The following is a 20,760-nucleotide window of genomic DNA, read 5'->3' on the forward strand; positions in this document are numbered from 1 at the left end:
GGCTGAGAAAATGTTGGAAACCTCCGCGCGCCTGCTGCGCCTGTTGTCCCTGCTCCAGACCTCGCGGGAGTGGCCCGGTTCGGAACTGGCCGAACGCCTGGGCGTGACCGGTCGCACGATCCGCAAGGACGTCGAGCGGCTGCGCGAACTCGGCTACCCGGTCGATGCCACCCGCGGGTCCACCGGCGGCTATCGGCTGGCCGCCGGCGCCGCGATGCCGCCGCTGTTGTTGACCGACGACGAGGCGGTCGCGGTCACCATCGGGCTGGGCACGGTCGCCCGAGGCGCGATGGCGGGCATGGAGGAGACCTCCATACAGGCACTGGCCAAACTGGAACAGGTACTGCCGGCGCGGCTGCGCCGACGGGTGCGGACGTTGCAGCGGTACGCGGTGCCGGTGCCCGCGGACCGGCCGAGCGCGAAGGTGGACACCGATGTGCTCACCGCCCTGGTCGCGGCCTGCCGGGACCACGAGCGGCTGCGCCTGGACTATCTCGACCACGCCGGGCAGGTCACCCGGCGCACCGTCGAGCCGCAACGCGTGGTCAACTGGGGCCGACGCTGGTATCTGGTCGCGTGGGACGTGGACCGCGACGACTGGCGCACCTTCCGGGTCGACCGGATCACCCCGCGCACCCCCACCGGCCCCAGGTTCGCGCCGCGCGAGGACCCGGACGGCGACGCGGCGACCTACGTCGCGGGCAAGGTTTCCGCCGCCGCGTGGCGCCACCGCGCCCGCGTCCTCGTGCACGCGCCCGCCGCCGAGGTCCTGGACCGGATCAACCCGGCCGTCGGCACGGTCGAGCCGATCGACGCCGACACCTGCGTCCTGGACACCGGCGCCGACTCGCTCGACAACCTGGCCGTGCACCTGGGCATGCTCGGCCACGACTTCGACGTCACCGACCCTCCGGAACTGGTCGCCCACCTACGCACCTTGGCCACCCGCTACGCCCGAGCGACGCCGCCGCATCCGCCGCAGGCCTGAACACTCGGCGCGCCGGCGAGGCCGAGTCGATGTCGATCGCGAACGGTACGAGCAGTTCGAGCCGCACCCGCTCGATGGCCGTCGCCACGTACGTGCCCGTGGTCGGCGCCGACATGCGGCCCGGGTCGAACTCGCCGCCTACGACGCGGCGGTCACCGACTGGGAACTGTTTCGCGGCTTCGAGCGCATGTGAGCGCGGCCACGCGCATGCGCGGGCCGGCCGCTTCGTCGGAGCCCTGATCGGTCGGATCCGAGCGGGCGCCGGCGGGTGGGTGAGCGGGCGCGGACCGGTTCCGCGGGCACCGGGTGATCACGATTGAGGTCTTTCCCGTCACGGTTGCGTGACGGGTCGAACGAGTGGGCGAATGGTCCGGTTTCCGGCCAGTAGTGTCGCCGGACGTGACCCTCACCGCAGTACTCGTGCTGGTGCTCGCGAGCCTGCTCGCGGTCGCCGACTGGGTGGTCGTCGCCCGGGGACGTCTCCCGCTCGATCGGCTCCCCCTCGATCGCCTCCTGAAGGCCGCGGTGATCTGTGCCCTGGTGGTCGTCGTCTGGTCGTTCGACGAGGTCGAGGGGGCACTGCGCGCGTTGTTCAGCGTCGCGCTCGCGCTGTCGCTGCTGCGCGACCTGCTCGCCCCGCGCTGGTTCGCCGGCGCGGTCGCGGCCTCGCTGCTCGCCCACGTCGGCTACGTCGCGGGCTTCCAACGCATGGGGTGGTCCTGGTTGTGGGCCGCCGCCGGCATCGTGGTCGTGCTGTTCGCGGCGGCTGCCTACGCGGTGCGCCTGGTCACCGGCGCACGCGAGAGCGCGCCCACCTACGTCGGCATGGTGCTGCTCTACGTCGGCGTGGTCTCGCTGATGGTGGTCGCCGCGGCGGCCACCGGCCGACCGAGTGCGGTGGCCGGCGCGTTCCTGTTCTACGTCTGCGACACCCTGGTCGGCTGGAACCGGTTCCGTGCCCCGACGCCGTACGCGCCGGTGTTGATCGTGGTCGCCTACCACCTCGCCCAGATGTTGCTGGTGTTGTCGCTGTCCACCGGGCCGGCTCCGGGGCTGTGACCGGACCGTGGCGGCGCGGGGCCGGGGACCGTGGTGGCCGCGCCGGTGCCGCCACCCGGCCGCCTCGGGACCGTGAACGCGTCGGCCCGGGTGCCGTCACCGGGCCGCGACCGTATTGAAGTAACCTCGGGCCGCCTGCGGTAACCTGAGGGCATGCGTGCCGTACTGCTGCTTACCGGGCCGCGCTGAGCAGGCCGGGTGGAGGACCGCTCCCACCCGACTCGGCGCGGCGACCCCTCCTGAGCGAGGGGTCTTTTCGTTTCCAGAAACGGTCGCTTCGCGCAAGCGACGAAACCGGAAGCAGCCGAAGGCTGCCCACACCCCGATGGTTGAGGACGATGACCGAGATGACGCAGGGTTCTGCCGGCAACACCGACGCCCCGACCGAGCCCTACCGCTACAACGCCGTCCTGGCCGGCGACATCGAGGCGCGGTGGCAGGACCGTTGGGAGGCCGACGGCACGTTCGAGGCGCCGAACCCGGCCGGTCCGCTGGCCGAGCCGGAGAAGGTCGCCGGCCGGCCCAAGATGATGGTGATGGACATGTTCCCCTACCCCTCGGGTGTGGGCCTGCATGTCGGACACCCGCTGGGCTTCATCGCGACCGACGTATACGCCCGGTTCAAGCGCATGACCGGCCACAACGTGCTGCACACCCTGGGCTACGACGCGTTCGGCCTGCCCGCCGAGCAGTACGCGGTGCAGACCGGCACGCACCCGCGGGTGACCACCGAGGCGAACATCGCCAACATGCGCCGCCAGCTGCGCCGGCTGGGCCTGGGCCACGACCAGCGCCGCTCGGTGGCCACCACCGACCCGGCGTACTACCGCTGGACGCAGTGGATCTTCCTGCAGATCTTCAACTCCTGGTACGACCCCGAGGCGCCCGGTGCGGACGGCGGCGTCGGTCGTGCCCGCCCGATCGCCGAACTGGTCGAGCAGTTCGAGAAGGGCGACCGGGCCACCCCGGACGGGCGCGCGTGGGCCGACCTGACCGGCACCGAGCGCTCGGCCGTGCTGGACGAGTACCGCCTGGCGTACGTCTCGCAGGCCCCGGTCAACTGGGCGCCGGGCCTGGGCACCGTGCTGGCCAACGAGGAGGTCACCGCCGACGGCCGCAGCGAGCGCGGCAACTTCCCCGTGTTCAAGTCCAACCTGCGGCAGTGGATGATGCGGATCACCGCGTACTCCGACCGCCTGCTGGGCGATCTGGACAAGCTGGACTGGCCCGAGCCGATCAAGATCATGCAGCGCAACTGGATCGGCCGATCCGAGGGCGCCAAGGTCTCCTTCGCCACCGACGCGGCGCCGATCGAGGTCTTCACGACCCGGCCCGACACGCTGTTCGGCGCCACCTACATGGTGCTGGCGCCGGAGCACGAACTGGTCGACGCCATCGTTGCGGACGCCTGGCCCGAGGGCATCCCGGCGGTGTGGACGGGCGGCGCGGACACCCCGGGCGAGGCGGTCGCGGCGTACCGCCGATTCGCCGGCTCCAAGAGCGACGTCGAGCGACAGAGCGAGGGCAAGGACAAGACCGGCGTCTTCACCGGCGCCTATGCGACCAACCCGGTCGACGGCGCGCGGGTGCCGGTCTTCATCGCCGACTACGTGCTGATGGGCTACGGCACCGGCGCGATCATGGCGGTGCCCGCGCACGACCACCGCGACTTCGAGTTCGCGCGCGCCTTCGAGCTGCCGATCCGCTGCGTGGTGCAGCCCACCGACGACCGCTCGATCGACGACACCACCGACTGGGCCGACGCGTTCGTGTCCTACGACGCGAAGCTGGTGAACAGCTCCGGCGAGGGCATCTCCCTGGACGGCCTGGGCGTGGTCGACGCCAAGAAGGCGATCACCGAGTGGCTGGCCGAGCGCGGCATCGGCGAGGGCACGATCAACTTCAAGCTGCGCGACTGGCTGTTCTCCCGGCAGCGTTACTGGGGCGAGCCGTTCCCGATCGTGTTCGACGAGGACGGTGTCGCGCACGCGCTGCCGGACTCGATGCTGCCCGTCGAACTGCCCGAGATCGACGACTACCGCCCGCGCACCTTCGACCCGGACGACGCGGACACCAAGCCGGAGACGCCGCTGTCGCGCAACGCCGACTGGGTGAACGTCACGCTGGACCTGGGCGACGGACCCCGGCAGTACCGCCGCGAGACCAACACCATGCCCAACTGGGCCGGTTCGTGCTGGTACGAGCTGCGCTACCTGGACCCGACCAACACCGAGGTGCTGGTCGACCCCGAGGTCGAGAAGTACTGGATGGGGCCGAAGCACGAGGGTCACACCGGCGGCGTGGACCTGTACGTCGGCGGCGTCGAGCACGCGGTGCTGCACCTGCTGTACTCGCGCTTCTGGCACAAGGTGCTGTTCGACCTGGGCCACGTGTCCTCGTCCGAGCCGTTCCACAAGCTGTTCAACCAGGGCTACATCCAGGCGTTCGCGTACAAGGACGAGCGCGGCGTGTACGTCGAGGCGAGCGAAGTCGAGGAGCGGGACGGGAAGTTCTTCCTGGGCGAGCAGGCGGTCAGCCGCGAGTACGGGAAGATGGGCAAGTCGCTGAAGAACTCGGTGACGCCCGACCAGATGGCCGAGGAGTACGGCGCGGACACGCTGCGCCTGTACGAGATGTCGATGGGCCCGCTGGAGATCTCCCGGCCATGGGACACCCGCGCGGTGGTCGGCTCGTACCGCTTCCTGCAGCGGCTGTGGCGCAACATCGTGGACGAGCGCACGGGCGCGCCGACCGTGGTCGACGAGCCGGCCGACGAGGCCACGCTGCGGGCCACCCACAAGGCGATCGACGGCATGCGGCGGGACATGGACGCGCTGCGCTTCAACACCGCCATCGCCAAGGCGATCGAGCTGAACAACGCGCTGGTCAAGCTGCCGGCCGTACCGCGCGAGATCGCGGAGAAGCTGGTCCTGATGGTCGCGCCGCTGGTGCCGCACGTGGCCGAGGAGCTGTGGTCCCGGCTGGGGCACGGCGACACGGTCACCTACGAGGCGTTCCCGCAGGCGGACCCGGCCTACCTGGTCGAGGACACGGTCACCTGCGTCGTGCAGATCAAGGGCAAGGTACGGGCCCGCCTGGACGTCCCGCCGAGCATCGGCGAGGACGAGCTGAAGGCGCTGGCGCTGGCCGATCCGACGGTGCTGTCCGCGCTGGACGGGGCCGGGGTGCGGATGGTGATCGTCAAGCCGCCGAAGCTGGTGAACATCGTTCCGGCTTAGGTCGGTGGGGTGGGGCGGTGGGTGGGGGCGGCTGGGGTCGGTTGGCGTCGGCTGGTCGGTGGGCATCGGTCGGTGGGAGTCGGTCGGGGTCGGTTGGTCGGAGTCGATTGGTCGGGTCGGTTGGTCGGGTCGGCCGGTCGGGTGGGGTGGTCGGTGGGAGCCGACCGCCTGTTCGGTGGGCGGTCGGCCGTGCGTGGTGGGCGATTCCCGGGCTGTGTCCGGATGGCTTCCGGGGGCTTACGGTCCGCTTCCCGTCGGCTTCCGTCGGTTTCCCGTCGGCCTCCGTCGGTGGGGGTCGGCCGCTCGTTCGGTGGGCGGTCGGCCGTGCGCGGTAAGCGATTTCCGGGCTGTGTCCGGACCGTTTCCGGTCGGTGACGATCGGTCTGGAACGCGGTGTTTTCCGCCGCGTGCGTATCGGAGCGGCCCGGCGGCGTTAGTGTGAGGGGACACCTTCCGGCCCCGACCAGGCAGGAGACGCCTCGTGGCCCTCGCCGACGTTCCCGCGACCACCGACTCGTTGGCCGATGGCGCCGAGACCTTCGGCGTCGTGCTGGGCGCCGGTGTGCTCGCGTGTCTCGTGCTCGTGGGCGTCGTGGTGGGCCTGATCACGATGACGCGGCGGGCGGTGCGCCGCCGGATCGACCGGCATGCGCCCCGGGTCCGCGGCCTCGTGGAGGACGCCACGTCCAAGGCCCGTGCGTACACCCTCACGGGTGGTGCGGGCGAGGCGGCGCGCATGCGCGGGTCGGTGCGGCGTTCGCTGGACCAGACCCGCCGGGTGCTGGAAGCGGGCTACGCGCAGGACGCGCAGCTCTCCGACGCGGTCGCGCTGCTGCGCCGGCTGGACGAATTCGCCAAGGCCCTGGACACCGATCTCAAGCTGGTCGAGCGCGAGCCCGATCGGGACCGGGTCGCCCGCGAGTTGCCCGGCCTCAAGGACCGCGCGGACCGCATCGAGCACGCTGCGGCCTCGCTGCGGTGGGCCGTCCAGGATCGCGAACGCCACTTGGGCGAGGACGAGTTGGACCGGCTCGGCACGGACGTCGAGCGCGAGGCCGCGGCCCTGCGCGCACACGCGGACGAGAGCCGATCCGAGAGCAAGCGGCTGACCTGAGCAGCCGCCGCCGGCGGGCCCCGACGACGGGACGCGCCGGCCGCACCGCGGCGCGCGTCACCCGCGCGTCGGGGCGTGGCATGGTGACCGAATATTGAATGTGGTGTCTCGACTCAGCGACCCGACACGGGGTAGCCGAGACACCGACCCCGCCCCCCTGTCGTCTCACATCCGGGTGGTTGCCCGCTCATGCCGACGATGCCGACCGATCTTGCCGTGGTCACGGACTCCACGGCCTACCTACCCGAGGAGCTCGTGGAGCGGCACCGCCTCGTGGTGGTCCCGCTCAAGGTCGTCCTGCGCGGACGGCCGCTGGACGACGGCATCGAGGCCACGCCCGCCCAACTCACCGACGCGCTGCGCGGGCGTCGGGTGGTGACCACGTCGCGCCCGGCGCCCGAGACGTTTGCCGAGGTCTATCGCGAGCTCGCCGAGAAGGGCGCGACGGGCATCGTCTCGATCCACCTCTCCGGCGAGTTGTCCGGCACGTACGAGGCCGCGCTGCTCGCGGCGCGGGACGCCGACGTGCCGGTGCGCGTGGTGGACTCGCGCACGCTGGGCATGGGGATGGGCTTCTCCGTGCTGGCCGCGGCGGAGGCGGCGGCCGACGGCGCATCCCTGGAGGAGGCGGCGATCGCGGCGGAGAAGCGCGCGCAGACCACGTCCGCGCTGTTCTACGTGGACACGCTGGAGTATCTGCGCCGGGGCGGGCGGATCGGGGCGGCGGCGGCGTTCATGGGCACGGCGCTGGCGGTCAAGCCGCTGTTGCACGTGAGCGACGGGTTGATCGGGCCGCTGGAGAAGGTCCGCACGGCAACGCGCGCGATCAGCCGACTGGAGGAGTTGGCGGTGGAGCGGGCGGGGGCCGGGGAGGTCGACGTCGCGGTGCATCACCTGGCCAGTCCGGAGCGCGCGGAGGCGCTGGCCGGGCGGTTGCGGGAGCGGCTGCCCGGGCTGGGGGAGCTGTATGTGAGCGAGGTGGGCGCGGTGATCGGGGCGCACGCGGGGCCGGGTTTGTTGGCGGTGGTGGTTGCGCCTCGGTGAGGTGTGGAGGTGGGGGTGGGGTGGATGGGGTCGGGGTGCTCCGGGTGTGATGGGGCTGGGTCGGGGTGCTCGGGGTGCTCGGGGTGCTTGGGGTGTGATGGGGCTGGGTCGGGGTGCTCGGGGTGCTCGGGGTGCTTGGGGTGTGATGGGGCTGGGTCGGGGTTGGGGTCACCCACGTGGGTGGGTTCCGTTTCCACAGCCTGCCGGGTTGTGCACAGGCGGGTTCGGTGAGCGGGAGCGGGTGAGCGGGGAGACCTAGCTTCGAGGCATGTCCGGATCGCCGCCCTCGTTTTCGTCCTCGTTTCCGTCATCGCCACCGCCTTCTTCACCGCCGCCGTTCTCGTCCCCACCGTCGCCGTCGCCGTCGTCCCCGTCGCCGTCGTCCTTCGCCTATTCGCCGCCGCCCGGCTTTTCGGTTCTCGGGCGTTCGGCGCCGTCCGCCGGACATGCGTCTTCCGGTCGCGCCTCGCCTGGCCGCGCCTCCCCTGCTCGTGCGTCCCCTGATCGTGAGTCGCACGATCTCGCGTCGCCCGACCGTGCGTCCTCGGCGTTGCCGCGGTCGAGTGCCGAGCGGGTCGCCGCGCTGCTCGGGTCGGGGGAGCCGGATGCTCCTCGGGGGCCGGCCCCCGGGCGGCGGATGGCCGAGGCGGTCGCGGATCGACTGCCGGCTCGACTGCGGGTGGGCGTGGATCGGCGTGCGGTGGCCGCGGTCGCGGTGCTCGCATTGGTGGCGGTTGCCCTTGCGGTGGGCGGATGGTGGCGGGCGCGTCCGCAGAGTGTGGCGGCGCCCGCGCCGGCCGGGCAGGCGACGGGCGTCCCGGCGCCGGGGTTCGCGACGACGGCAGGCTCGCCGGCGCCGTTGTCGGCCGCCGGACCGGCGCCCGCGGTCGGGCCGATCACGGTGCACGTGGCCGGGAAGGTGGCGCGTCCGGGGGTGGTGGTGTTGCCGCCGGGGGCGCGGGTGGCGGACGCGGTACAGGCCGCGGGAGGTGCGCTGCCGGCGGCGGATCTGGCCACGCTGAACCTGGCCCGCCCACTGGCCGACGGCGAACAGATCCCGGTCGGTGTCCCGGGCGCCCCGATCCAGGTCGCCCCGACCCCGACGGGTGGCCCGACGGCTCCGGGCGCGCTCGTCGACATCAACGCGGCAACGGCCGAACAACTGGAGCAACTCCCCGGCGTAGGGCCGGTCCTGGCCCGCCAAATCATCGAGAAACGCACCCAGCTCGGCCGCTTCGCCACGATCGACCAGCTCCGCCAGATCCGCGGGATCGGCGAGCGCAAGTACAGCGACCTGAAACCAAAGGTCCGAGTATGAGCGGTCCGTTCGCGGGCATGGGTCGCCCGCCCACCTGCCCGGCAGTGCACCGCGACCGCCGGTTCCTCCCGGTGCGGGCCCGCGAGGGGCGCGGAACGCGGCCGTCGGTGGGTTGCGGAGTCGGGATGGGTTCGAGGGTGAGGCAGGAGCGCGGGGTTCGGTCGGGTCCGGTCCGAGTCGGTACATCCGTGGCCACCGCCGGTTCCGCAGTTTCCGTGGTCTCCGTGGTCTCCGTGCCGAAACGTGACGGGGGGCGCGGGCGGGGATGCTCTCGGCCCGACCGGGACGTGACTGCCACTCATGGTCCGTAGCCGTCCGACTCCCGCCGGCCGGCGCGAGCGGCCGACGGATGCTCGGCTGCTTCCCGGCGCGATCGCCGCCTGGGCAGCGGCGTGGACCGCGCCGCTGGTTCCCCTCTGGGCCACCGCGACCACGAGCGCCTGCGCAGTTCTCGGCGCCGCCGCGCTCGCGCGTGTGCCCACCATCCGTCGCCGGGCGGTCCTCGCCGTCGTCCTCGTATGCCTCGCGGCCGGCGGCCTGGTGTCCGGCCTGCGCACCGCCGCCGACCGGGCTGGCCCCGTCGCCGCCGCTGCCCGCCACCGCACCGAGGCCACCGTCGACCTGACCGTACGCACCGACCCGGAACGCCGGGTCACCCGCGTCCGAGGCAGCGAACTCGGCCAACCACCCACGATCTTCGCCGCGCGCATCGACCACCTGAGCACCGCACCCACCCCATCGACCCGAACCACCACACCGACCCAACCCGGCCGCCCCGACCCGACAGGCAACCTGATCCGGCCCGACCAACCAGCCCAACCCGGCCCATCCGACCGCCGATCCGCCCGATCCGGCCCGTGGGGATCCTTCGGGGGACCGGCTCAAGCCGGCCGGCCCGATCCGGCTGGGAGCCGATTCGGCCGATCCGTCCCGTCGGACCACTTCGGCGGACCGGTCCAACCCGACCGGCTCGATCCAGCCGCAGGCCAACCCGACCCAGGCGGCAGCCGATCCGACCTGCCGGGCCACTTCGGCGGACCGGTTCGAGTCGGCCGGCCCGACCCGATCGGGAGCCGATCCGGCCGACTCGACTGGTTGGGCCGCCTGGGCCGACCCGACCTGGCCGGCAGCCGATCCGACCCGTCGGGCAACCTGGTCCGGTCCGGCCGACCTGCCCAACCAGGCCTGGTCGGTGACCGACTCGGCGGATCCGACCTGTCGGGTGGCTTCGGCGGACCGGTCCAACTCGGCCCAGCCGGTAGCCGATCCGACCGACCCGGGCTCCCGGGCCCGACTGGTCCGAGTGGCCCGCGTGGTACGCGAGTTCGTACCCCCGTCACCGTCATGGTCAGCGGGGCCGAGGCCGGATCCTGGATCGGTCTGCTTCCGAGTACGCCGATCCGGGTCCATGGTCGCCTCGTTCCGGGGCGGGACGGGCGGGCCCTTCTCCTGGTGCGGTCCACCCCGGAGCGCATCGGCGTTCCCGCGGCTCACCAGCGCTTCGCGGGTCGGCTTCGTGCCGACCTCCGCGCGGCGTGTGCGGACCTGCCGCCCGCTGCCCGCGGTCTGCTTCCGGGTCTGGTGGTCGGCGATACGAGCATGCTGCCCGCCGACCTCGAAGCCGACTTCCGGACCACCGAACTCACCCACCTGACGGCGGTGAGCGGCACCAACATCACGATCCTGTTGGGCTTCGTCCTCCTGGTGCTCCGCCGCAGCGGTGTGCGCGGTCGGGCCCTGCCCATCACGGGCGCGGTGGCCGTGGCGTGCTTCGTGGTCGTGGCTCGCCCCGAACCGAGCGTGCTGCGCGCCGCGGTGATGGGTCTGGTCACCGTGGTCGCGCTGTACACCGGCCGGCCCCGGCGCGGGCTTCCCGCGCTGTCCGTCGCCGTGTTGGGCCTGGTGCTGTTCGATCCGACCCTGGCCCGCTCGTACGGATTCGCGCTGTCCGTATTGGCCACGGGTGCGCTGTTGTTGCTCGCGCCGCACTGGGCGGCGCGGCTGTGTGCCCGAGGTTGGCCGAAGTGGGCTGCGGTCATGGTCGCCGTGCCACTGGCCGCGCAGGCCGTGTGCGGACCGCTCGTGGTGACCTTCGCGGGCCGGGTCGGACTGATGGCCGTTCCGTGCAACCTGCTCGCCGAGTTCGCGGTCGCGCCGGCCACGATCCTCGGCTTCGTCGCCCTGCTGCCGGCGCCGGTATGCCTGCCGCTCGCGCAGTCGGCCGCGTGGCTGGGTTCCTGGCCGATCCGGTGGATCGTGATGGTGGCCCACACCGGCGCCGCGCTGCCCGGCGCGGCCGTCACCTGGCCGACCGGCGTTTTCGGCGGTGTGGTGCTCGCGGCGATCACCGTCGCGGCCGTGCCGACGCTGCGTGTCCTGCGCCGTCCGCGGTCGGCCCGACCCACCGGATGGCCGCGCGTCATGACCGCCGCGCTGCTCGCGACCCTCGCGGTGGTGCTCCTGCTGCGCCCGCCGGCCGTGGTCCGCCCGCTGACCGGCTGGCCGCCCCCGAACTGGCACCTGGTGATGTGCGACGTCGGCCAGGGCGATGCCATCGTGCTCAACGCGGGCCCCGGCACCGGGATCCTGATCGACGCCGGACCCGACCCGCATGCGGTCGATCGTTGTCTGCGCGACCTCGGGATCCGGCGCCTGCCGCTGATTCTGCTCAGCCACTTCCACGCCGACCATGTCGAGGGCCTGCCGGGCGCGTTGCGCGGTCGCGCGGTGGGCCTGATCCAGGGCACGTCGGTCCTCGAACCGATGGCCGAGGTCATCCGAGTCCGCCGCTGGGCCGCTGCCGCCGGCATCCCGCTCTCCACCCCCACCGACGGCGAACGCCGCACCCGGGCCGCCCTGACCTGGCAAACCCTCACCCCACCCCCGAACACCCCACGCCCCAGACCCACACCCGGGACCGCCACCCGCCCCAACTCCCCACTCTCCGACACCCGTTCGCTCAGCCCACCCCCTGCCTCCGGACCGACTCCGGCCCCGCCGCCCAACCCGCCGGCCACCCGAGCCGAGGGCCCGGTTCGGGGGTCCGCTTCGTCGCCATCGGATGTACCGGTTGGGCCCGACGTACGGGAGTGGGCTGCTGCAGCGCCGAGTCTTCCGGTGGGGAGCGTGGTGGGTGGGTCGGTGGCCAACAACGCGAGTCTCGTGGTGCTTGCGGAGCGGCACGGCGTTCGGATGTTGCTTACGGGGGATGCCGAGACCGAGGCCCAAGAGGTGCTGCGGGCGCGGTTGGCCGGGGTACGGGTGGACGTGCTCAAGGTCGCTCATCACGGCTCGGCCCGCCAGGATCCGGGGCTCGTACTCGGATTGCACCCACGCCTCGCGCTCGTCTCGGTGGGTAAGGGCAACCCGTACGGCCATCCGTCCCCCTCCGCCCGCGCCCTGGTGGCGGCCACCGGCGCACGCCTCCTGCGCACCGACACCGACGGCCCGATCGCGGTAACCGGCTCCCCGACCCATCTGAACGCGGTGGCCCGCGGCCCCGACACAGCCACCCGCGCCGACCACCCACCCGCCCCCATCCCTGCGCCGGTGCAGGTCATTGCCTCGGCCCAACCATGGCCATCCGCTCCCGCCGGTACCCGCGCCGGTCGCCTCCCGCGCGGGTTCGGCTCCGGCCGGTGTCGCGGACCGGCCACCCGCCCGCACGCCCGTGGTGGTTCCGGACGTCGCGTCCGCCCCGTGACGGCTGCCCGCCCCCGCCGTCTCCCGCGCGGGTTCGGCTCCGGCCGGTGTCGCCGGCCGGTCACCCGTCCTCACGCCCGCCGCGGTGCAGGCCGTCGCTCCAGCTCGGCCACGGCCGCTTACCCTGCCGGCACCGTGCCGGTCGCCTCCCGCCCCGGTCGCCTCGTGCGCGGGTTCGCCCCGCTCGGCACCGCGGGCCGGTCACCCGCCCTTCACGCTCGCAGCGGTGCAGGCCGTTGGCTCCACCCCGACACGGCCGCCCGCCTCCGGCGCCACCCGCGCCGGTCGCCTCCCGCGCGGATTCGGCCGCGATCGGCGGCGGCTACCGCGCATTGCTTGGGCGCGCGTGCAGTGCATGGCATGCGCCGCATGCCGCCCGTGTGGGTTCCTTTCGGGGCGCGGGTGGCTGCTTCGTGGGGGGATCGGGTGCGCGTAGCGCACTGTGGTGCCGCGCATCGGCTCGGGCAGGTCTTGCTCTTCCTGTCCCGATGGACGGCGACCCGCTCCGCGTCGTCCGCTCATGTCTGGCCTACGGCCTGAGTCGCCGCCCTGTGCGGGTGCCGTCCCGATCGACGGCGACCGACCGTCCGCCGCCGAACCCGCACAGGGCGGCGAGCGGCGCCGCCGTCCGTATTCGACGTGGTGTCCGCGTGCGCATCCGCCGCTCCTCGGGTGTGTGGCGACCATCCGGCGTTGGGGGATCGGTGTCCGTCGGGCGTGGGATGCTTGGTCGGGTGGCCAGGAGAATGCAGGATGACCCGCTCGCGCCTGTGACGCTTGTCGTCGGGCCCGAGGAATTGCTGGTGGATCGGGCGATCGGCGAAGTGGTGCGCGCCGTGCGGGCGCTGGACCCCGATGCCGATGTGCGCGACCTCGCGCCGGGCGCGCTGCAGGCGGGGATGTTGTCCGAGTTGGCCAGTCCGTCGTTGTTCGGCGAGCGCAAGGTCATCGTGATCCGGTCCGCGCAGGACCTCGGGACGGATCTGGCCGGCGAGGTCAAGAAGCTGATCGCCGATCCGGCCGACGAGATCGTGCTCGTGCTCGCCCATCTCGGCGGACCCAAGGGCAAGAACCTCCTGGACGCCGTCCGCAAGGTCGGCGTGCGCGAGGTCACGTGCCCCAAGGTCACCAAGGTCGGCGATCGGGTCGCCTTCGCCCGGTCCGAGTTCCGGATCGCAGGTCGCTCGCTCACCGAGGACGCCTGCCGCACGCTGGTCGAGGCGATCGGCAACGACCTGCGCGAATTGGCGTCCGCGTGCAGCCAGCTGATGGCGGACACCGACGGCGTGGTCGACGAGGAAGTGGTCGCGCGTTACTACAGCGGGGTCGCCGAGGCGTCCAGCTTCACCGTCGCCGACAAGACCGTCGAGGGCCGTACCGCCGAGGCGCTGGAGCAGTTGCGCTGGGCGCTTTCGGTCGGTGTCGCGCCGGTCATGGTCACCAGTGCGCTCGCGCAGAGTGTGCGGCAGATCGCTCGGGTCGGGGCCGCCCCGCGCAATGCCCGGCCCAACGACCTGGCCCGCGACCTGGGTATGCCCCCGTGGAAGGTGGACCGGGTGCGGCAACAATTGCGCGGCTGGACCCCGGACGGCATCGTGCGCGCGCTGTGCGCCGTCGCCGACGCGGATGCGGCGGTCAAGGGTGGTGGTACGGATCCGGCCTATGCGCTGGAGAAGGCCGTCGTGACGGTCTCCACGGTCCGCAACATCTGACCGGGACCCTCGACCCACCGCCCCCGGCCCCGGCCCAACCCCACCCCGAAGCCCGAAGACGTCGCCCGCCCGCTCACCACACAGGCGTCGCCCACCACAAAGCCGCCGACACCGCAAAGCCACCGGCGCCACCGCCTCACGGACCACCGCCCACACCCCCGCAGACACCACAAAGGCGCCGCCCCCGAGAGATCCGGGGACGGCGCCTTCGAAGTCACTACGAGCGCAAGCGCTCGGGTGTCACACGGTGCGGATGCGCGAATCAGGCCTTGGCCGTCGCGACACGCTTCTCCAGCGCCGACTTCTTGTTGGCGGCCTGGTTCTTGTGGATGACACCCTTGCTGACGGCCTTGTCGAGCTTGCGGGCCGCGAGGCGGGTGAGCGCCTCGGCCTGCTCGACGTTGCCGGCCTCGGCCGCCTCGCGCGCCTTGCGCACGAAGGTCTTGAGCTCCGACTTGACGGCCTTGTTGCGCTGACGCGCAATCTCGTTCGTCTTGTTGCGCTTGATCTGGGACTTGATGTTCGCCACGAAAGAGCCTTCTGAGTACTAGGTCGGGATCCGATCCAGGGAGAGGGCCCGTTCGGACGTTGACTTGCGTGGCAGAGACACGTACGCCACACGCGATCCATCAGATTACCAGTCATCGGCGGGCTTCCACGACACGGTCGGCCATCCCGGCCGGATCCGCCCCCGTCCGCGGCCCACGCCCACCCTGTTCACCCGTGTGGGTGGCGACCCGAACAGGCTCGGCCGGCTCCACCAACACGGCTCACCCATGCCGCATGGGACCATGTAGGGAACACCGGCGATCCCACACCGATCCCACGTGCCACCCGCAGGACCTGCACAGGACGCAGGACGTTCGACACCGCAGGACCCCCGCAGGACCGCAGGACCCCCGCCACACCGCAGGACCTCCGCAAGACCGCACACCGCAAGGCCGTACGACCCCCCGCAAGACCGCAGACCGCAGACCGCAAGACCCCCGCAACCCCTCGCCAGTCCACCCGATCGAGAATCTGGAAGCCCGCGTGCCCGCGACCCCGCCAGTGAACGTGCCGGAGCCCAGCCGTACCGACCCGGCGCTGATCCGGAACTTCTGCATCATCGCCCACATCGACCACGGCAAGTCGACGCTCGCCGACCGGATGCTTCAGATCACCGGTGTGGTCGATGCGCGACAGATGCGCGCGCAGTACCTCGACCGCATGGACATCGAGCGTGAGCGCGGAATCACCATCAAGTCGCAGGCGGTGCGGCTGCCGTGGACGGCCCCCGACGGCCAAATCCACATCCTCAACATGATCGACACCCCCGGCCACGTGGACTTCACGTACGAGGTGTCCCGTTCGCTCGCGGCCTGCGAGGGCGCGATCCTCCTGGTCGACGCGGCGCAGGGGATCGAGGCGCAGACGCTCGCCAACCTCTACCTCGCGCTGGAGAACGACCTCCAGATCATCCCGGTGCTGAACAAGATCGACCTGCCGGCCGCCCAGCCCGAGAAGTACGCGGCGGAGCTCGCGCACATCATCGGCTGCGACCCGGAGGACGTGCTCAAGGTCTCCGGCAAGACCGGCGTGGGTGTGGCCGAGCTGCTGGACGAGTGCGTACGCCTGGTCCCGCCGCCGATCGGCGCCAAGGACGCACCCGCTCGCGCGATGATCTTCGACTCGGTCTACGACTCGTACCGGGGCGTGGTCACCTACGTCCGCGTGATCGACGGCGACCTGAAGAAGCGCGAGCGGATCCAGATGATGTCGACGGGGGTGACCCACGAGCTCCTGGAGATCGGGGTCATCTCGCCCGAGCCCAAGCCCTCCGACGGCCTGAGCGTCGGCGAGGTCGGCTACATCATCACCGGCGTGAAGGACGTTCGGCAGTCCCGAGTGGGTGACACGATCACCTCGCTGCACCACGGTGCGACCGAGGCGCTCGGGGGTTACAAGGACCCGAAGCCGATGGTGTTCTCCGGTCTGTATCCGCTGGACGGATCGGACTACCCCGAGCTGCGCGACGCGCTCGACAAGCTCCAGCTCAACGACGCCGCGCTGGTGTACGAGCCGGAGACCTCGGTCGCACTCGGCTTCGGTTTCCGCTGCGGCTTCCTGGGCCTGCTGCACCTGGAGATCGTCCGGGAGCGGCTGGAGCGCGAGTTCAACCTGGAGCTCATCTCCACCGCGCCGAGCGTGGTGTACCGCGTCGTCATGGAGGACGGCACCGAGCACACCGTGACCAACCCGAGCGAGTTCCCCGGCGGCAAGATCGCCGAGGTGCACGAGCCGGTGGTACGGGCCACGATCCTGGCGCCGAGCGAGTACATCGGCACCATCATGGAGCTGTGCCAGACCCGGCGCGGGGTCCAGATCGGAATGGACTACCTCTCCGAGGACCGGGTCGAGCTGCGCTACACGCTGCCGCTCGCGGAGATCGTGTTCGACTTCTTCGACGCGCTCAAGTCCAAGACGCGCGGATACGCGTCGCTCGACTACGAGACCACCGGCGAGCAGGAATCCGCGCTGGTCAAGGTCGACATTCTGCTCCAGGGCGAGGCGGTCGACGCATTCAGCGCGATCGTGCACAAGGACAAGGCGTACAACTACGGCGTCGAGATGACCAAGAAGCTGCGCGAATTGATTCCTCGTCAGCAGTTCGAGGTGCCGATCCAGGCCGCGGTCGGGGCGCGGGTGATCGCCCGCGAGAACATCCGCGCGATCCGCAAGGACGTGCTCGCCAAGTGCTACGGCGGTGACATCAGCCGCAAGCGCAAGCTGCTGGAGAAGCAGAAGGAAGGCAAGAAGCGGATGAAGATGGTCGGCCGCGTCGAGGTGCCGCAAGAGGCCTTCATCGCGGCGCTGTCCACCGACGACAGCGGCGGCAAGAAGTAGCCGGCGGCGGCAGGAAGTAGCGGTACGCAGGGCGCAGAGGTAGGGAGCGGGAGCGGCAGGCAGGGCACGGCCGGGTCGGCCGGCGGGGTGTGGCGACGCGATTCGCAGGCGGATCCGGGCGAAGCTACTACCGCGTAGCCCTGTGGCGGCGTACGTTGCGGGTGCATCGGGCACAACCCGATGCACCCGCTTTGTTTTTACTCCCGCTATACCGAACCCCTCGCACTCCGTCCGCTGCCGATATCCGGCTCTCGTCGCCGTCGATACCGGTATCGACACCAGTACTCGGCATCGCCAGCACTCCCTGAGATCCGCCCAGGCTGCAATTCGCCCAACCTGCAACTTGCCCAGACTGCAACTTGTCCAGGACGTGGAGGCCGCAGTGAGTCCAGAGTCAGTCGGCATCGACAATCGCCCGCCGTCCATCGCCGTGGACTTTCTGGAGCGCATTCGCGCGACGCCCGAACGTGAGGCGTATCGGCATCCGGTGGCAGTGGGCGACGGCGACCGCGAGGAATGGCGTTCGCTCACCTGGGGGCAGGCCGGTGATCGGGCCAAGGCGATCGCCGCCGGTCTGGTGGTGCTGGGGGTCGAGCCCGAGGACCGGGTCGCGATCGTCGCCGAGACCAGGCTCGACTGGGTGCTCGCGGACCTGGGCATCATGTGCGCCGGCGCGGCCACCACCACCGTCTATCCGACCACCAACGCCGACGAGGCGGCCTTCATCCTGGCCGACTCCGGCAGTGTGCTGGCCTTCGTCGCCGACGACGCCCAACTCGCCAAACTGCGCGGCGAGCGGGCCGCCCTCGGCGCGGTGCGCAAGGTCGTCGTCTTCGACCACGCGCCCGACGCCGACGGCGGCGCCGACGACTGGGTGATCACCCTCGCCGACCTGGAGGAACTCGGCCGGGCCCGGCTGGAGAAGGAGCCCGACCTGATCGAGACCCGGGTCGCCGCGATCACCCGGGACCAGCTCGCGACGTTGATCTACACCTCCGGGACGACCGGCCGGCCCAAGGGTGTTCGGCTCGCGCACGACACGTGGGCCTATCAGGCCGCCGCGCAGGCCGCGATGGGGATGACCGACCCCGACGAACTGCAGTACCTGTGGCTGCCGCTCGCGCATTGCTACGGCAAGGTGATGATGTCCGGCCAGATCCGGATCGGCTACCCGACCGCGATCGACGGTCGGATTCCCAAGCTGATCACCAACCTTCCGATCGTGCGGCCGACCTTCATGGCCGCCGCGCCGCGGGTGTTCGAGAAGGTGTACAACTCCGTGCACGTGCGGATGCGGGCCGAGGGCGGGCTCAAGTACAGGATCTTTCGGTGGGCGATCGGCGTCGGCCGGGAGATGTCGCAGACCCGGCAGGCCGGTCGCACCCCCTCCGTGCTGCTGAACGCCAAGTACCGACTGGCCGACCGGCTCGTCTTCGGCAAGCTGCGCGACCTGTTCGGCGGCCGGCTCAAGGGCTGTATCTCCGGCAGTGTGGCGCTCTCGCCCGACGTGGCGGAGTTCTTCGACGCGATCGGCATCCCCATCCTGGAGGGCTACGGCCTGACCGAGGCCAGCGCGGGCAGCTCGGTCAACCGCTACGACGCGCACCGCATCGGCACCGTCGGCCTGGTGCTGCCCGGCTCCGAACTGCGCATCGCCGAGGACGGCGAGCTGCTCGTGCGCGGCCCGGCGGTGATGCAGGGCTATCACAACGACCCGGAGGCCACCGCCGAGGTGCTCACCGAGGACGGCTGGCTGCGCACCGGCGACATCGCGGTGATCGAGGACGGCTTCCTGCGCATCACCGACCGCAAGAAGGACCTGATCAAAACGTCCGGCGGAAAGTACGTGGCGCCCAGTGAGATCGAAGGCCGGTTCAAGGGCATGTGCCCGTACGTCGGCAACATCCTCGTGCACGGCGAGGGCCGCAACTTCTGCACCGCGCTGATCACCCTGGACCCGGACGCGATCCGGGGCTGGGCGGCCGACCGGCCGGAACTGCGGGACAAGTCGTACGAGGAACTGGCCGGCAGCGCCGAGGCCCGCGCGCTCATCGCCGAATGTATCGACGAGCTCAACGCCGGTCTCCAGCGCTGGCAGACGGTGAAGAAATTCGCCATCCTGCCGCGCGACCTGAGCGTCGAGCACGGTGAGCTGACGCCCAGCCTCAAGGTCAAGCGGCGGGCGGTGGAGCAGCAGTACGCGGAGCTGTTGGAGGACATGTACAAGGGCACGCTGGTCACCTGAGCGCCGGGGGCACGGCCGGCCATCGAGTCCGGGGTCGGCCCGCGGGTGTCGCCGGCCGCCGGGCCCGGTCGCCGGCTCGTGGACAATGGGAGGATGCCCTCCGCACCCCCCGACGGTCTGCCCGTGCCCGAAGACGGTTCGCTGCCCGCGTCCGCACTCGCCGAGTTCGCGGGCGCGCGTCGCCCGTTCGGCTTCTACGTGCACGTGCCCTACTGCGCGTCACGGTGCGGTTACTGCGACTTCAACACCTACACCGCGACCGAGCTGGGCGGATCGGCTTCGCAGGGGTCGTACGCGGACGACGCGATCGCCGAGATCCGGATGGCCCGGCGGTTGCTGGGCGAGGTGGATCGGCCGGTGGAGACGGTGTTCTTCGGCGGGGGCACGCCCACCCTGCTCCCGGCTTCGGACCTGGCCCGGATCCTGGGCGCGATCCGGGACGAGTTCGGCCTCGCCGCCGGGGCCGAGGTGACCACCGAGGCCAATCCCGAGTCGGTGGATCCGGCCTATCTGGACACACTGCTCGCGGGCGGCTTCAACCGGCTGTCGTTCGGCATGCAGAGCGCGCGCCGGCACGTGTTGCAGATCCTGGACCGCAGGCACACCCCGGGTCGGCCGGAGCAGTGCGTGGCCGACGCGCGCGCGGCCGGGTTCGAGCACGTCAACCTGGACCTGATCTACGGCACGCCGGGAGAGTCCGACGACGACTGGCGGGCCTCGCTGGACGCGGTGCTCGGTGCCCGTCCCGACCATGTCTCGGCGTATGCGCTGATCGTCGAGGACGGTACTCGGCTGGCCGGCCGGGTGCGTCGCGGCGAGCTGCCGATGCCGGACGACGACGTGCTCGCGAACCGATACCTGATGGCGGACGAGGCGTTCACCGGCGCCGGGCTCGGCTGGTACGAGGTGTCCAACTGGGCCACCGATGCCGCCGCGCGCTGCCGGCACAACGAGCTGTACTGGACCGGCGCGGACTGGTGGGGTGCGGGGCCGGGTGCGCACAGCCACGTGGGGGGCGTGCGGTGGTGGAACGTCCGGCATCCCGCCGCGTACGCGCAGCGGCTGGCCGCGGACACGTCTCCCGCGCAGGCGCGCGAGTTGCTCACCGCGGAGGACCGTCGAATCGAGCGGATCCTGCTCGAACTGCGGCTGTCCGACGGCGTCCCGCGCTCGCTCCTGACGGAGGTGGGGCGAAAGGCGGCGGACCGGGCCGTGGCCGATGGCCTGCTCGAGCCCCATGCGGGGGATCGGGCGGTTCTCACGCTTCGCGGGCGGTTGTTGGCCGACGCCGTCGTGCGGGATTTGGTCGACTAGGCCGTGTCCGATCCGCCGGACACGGCCTGGGCCCCATCAGGATCCGCCGGACGCGGCCTCGGAGGCGATGAGCGCCTTCGGCCTCGAACGCCGACCGGGCTGTCGTCGGCCCGGCCGGTGGTCGGTGCCGGGGTCCGTG

The 20,760-nt window shown here is 71.6% G+C and carries 12 protein-coding genes; 11 read left to right on the forward strand and 1 reads right to left on the reverse strand.

Annotated features, from left to right (window positions below; genetic code table 11):
- Positions 1–10 precede the first annotated feature (10 nt).
- From ACIBM5_RS04760 to holA, 8 genes are all read left to right on the forward strand, one after another.
- Positions 11–988, forward strand: coding sequence for a helix-turn-helix transcriptional regulator (locus tag ACIBM5_RS04760; RefSeq protein ID WP_396005390.1), 978 nt, complete (start codon positions 11–13; stop codon positions 986–988).
- Between the two features lie 399 nt (positions 989–1,387).
- Complete coding sequence (locus tag ACIBM5_RS04765; RefSeq protein ID WP_396005391.1) at positions 1,388–2,047, forward strand: lysoplasmalogenase family protein; 660 nt, start codon at positions 1,388–1,390, stop codon at positions 2,045–2,047.
- 338 nt (positions 2,048–2,385) lie between these two features.
- Complete coding sequence (gene leuS / locus ACIBM5_RS04770; protein ID WP_396005392.1) at positions 2,386–5,286, forward strand: leucine--tRNA ligase; 2,901 nt, start codon at positions 2,386–2,388, stop codon at positions 5,284–5,286.
- Between the two features lie 481 nt (positions 5,287–5,767).
- Complete coding sequence (locus ACIBM5_RS04775) at positions 5,768–6,400, forward strand: hypothetical protein (protein WP_396005393.1); 633 nt, start codon at positions 5,768–5,770, stop codon at positions 6,398–6,400.
- 198 nt (positions 6,401–6,598) lie between these two features.
- Positions 6,599–7,444: a DegV family protein gene (locus tag ACIBM5_RS04780; RefSeq protein ID WP_391582865.1), complete on the forward strand. Its 846-nt coding sequence runs from the start codon at positions 6,599–6,601 to the stop codon at positions 7,442–7,444.
- Positions 7,445–8,081: 637 nt separating this feature from the next.
- Positions 8,082–8,762 (forward strand): helix-hairpin-helix domain-containing protein, encoded by a 681-nt coding sequence (locus tag ACIBM5_RS04785; protein ID WP_396005394.1) that lies wholly within the window; start codon positions 8,082–8,084, stop codon positions 8,760–8,762.
- A 1,344-nt stretch (positions 8,763–10,106) separates the two neighbouring features.
- On the forward strand, positions 10,107–13,004 hold the full coding sequence (locus tag ACIBM5_RS04790; protein ID WP_396005395.1) for a ComEC/Rec2 family competence protein: 2,898 nt from the start codon (positions 10,107–10,109) through the stop codon (positions 13,002–13,004).
- Between the two features lie 182 nt (positions 13,005–13,186).
- A complete protein-coding gene (gene holA / locus ACIBM5_RS04795; RefSeq protein WP_396005733.1) occupies positions 13,187–14,176 on the forward strand; it encodes a DNA polymerase III subunit delta in 990 nt (329 codons plus the stop codon).
- 262 nt (positions 14,177–14,438) lie between these two features.
- Here the strand turns inward: holA and rpsT are convergent, their stop codons facing one another.
- Complete coding sequence (gene rpsT, locus ACIBM5_RS04800; RefSeq protein WP_020553196.1) at positions 14,439–14,705, reverse strand: 30S ribosomal protein S20; 267 nt, start codon at positions 14,703–14,705, stop codon at positions 14,439–14,441.
- A gap of 503 nt (positions 14,706–15,208) precedes the next feature.
- Here rpsT and lepA point away from each other — a divergent pair.
- The 3 genes from lepA (at position 15,209) to hemW (ending at position 20,621) form a co-directional block, all read left to right on the forward strand.
- A complete protein-coding gene (gene lepA / locus ACIBM5_RS04805) occupies positions 15,209–17,062 on the forward strand; it encodes a translation elongation factor 4 (RefSeq protein WP_391582862.1) in 1,854 nt (617 codons plus the stop codon).
- Between the two features lie 382 nt (positions 17,063–17,444).
- Entirely contained in the window at positions 17,445–19,307 is a 1,863-nt protein-coding gene (locus ACIBM5_RS04810; RefSeq protein ID WP_396005396.1) for an AMP-dependent synthetase/ligase, read from the forward strand.
- Positions 19,308–19,400: 93 nt separating this feature from the next.
- Positions 19,401–20,621: a radical SAM family heme chaperone HemW gene (gene hemW / locus ACIBM5_RS04815; protein ID WP_396005397.1), complete on the forward strand. Its 1,221-nt coding sequence runs from the start codon at positions 19,401–19,403 to the stop codon at positions 20,619–20,621.
- Positions 20,622–20,760: the final 139 nt, after the last annotated feature.

This window comes from Embleya sp. NPDC050493 (assembly GCF_044458105.1).
Taxonomy (GTDB): domain Bacteria; phylum Actinomycetota; class Actinomycetes; order Streptomycetales; family Streptomycetaceae; genus Embleya.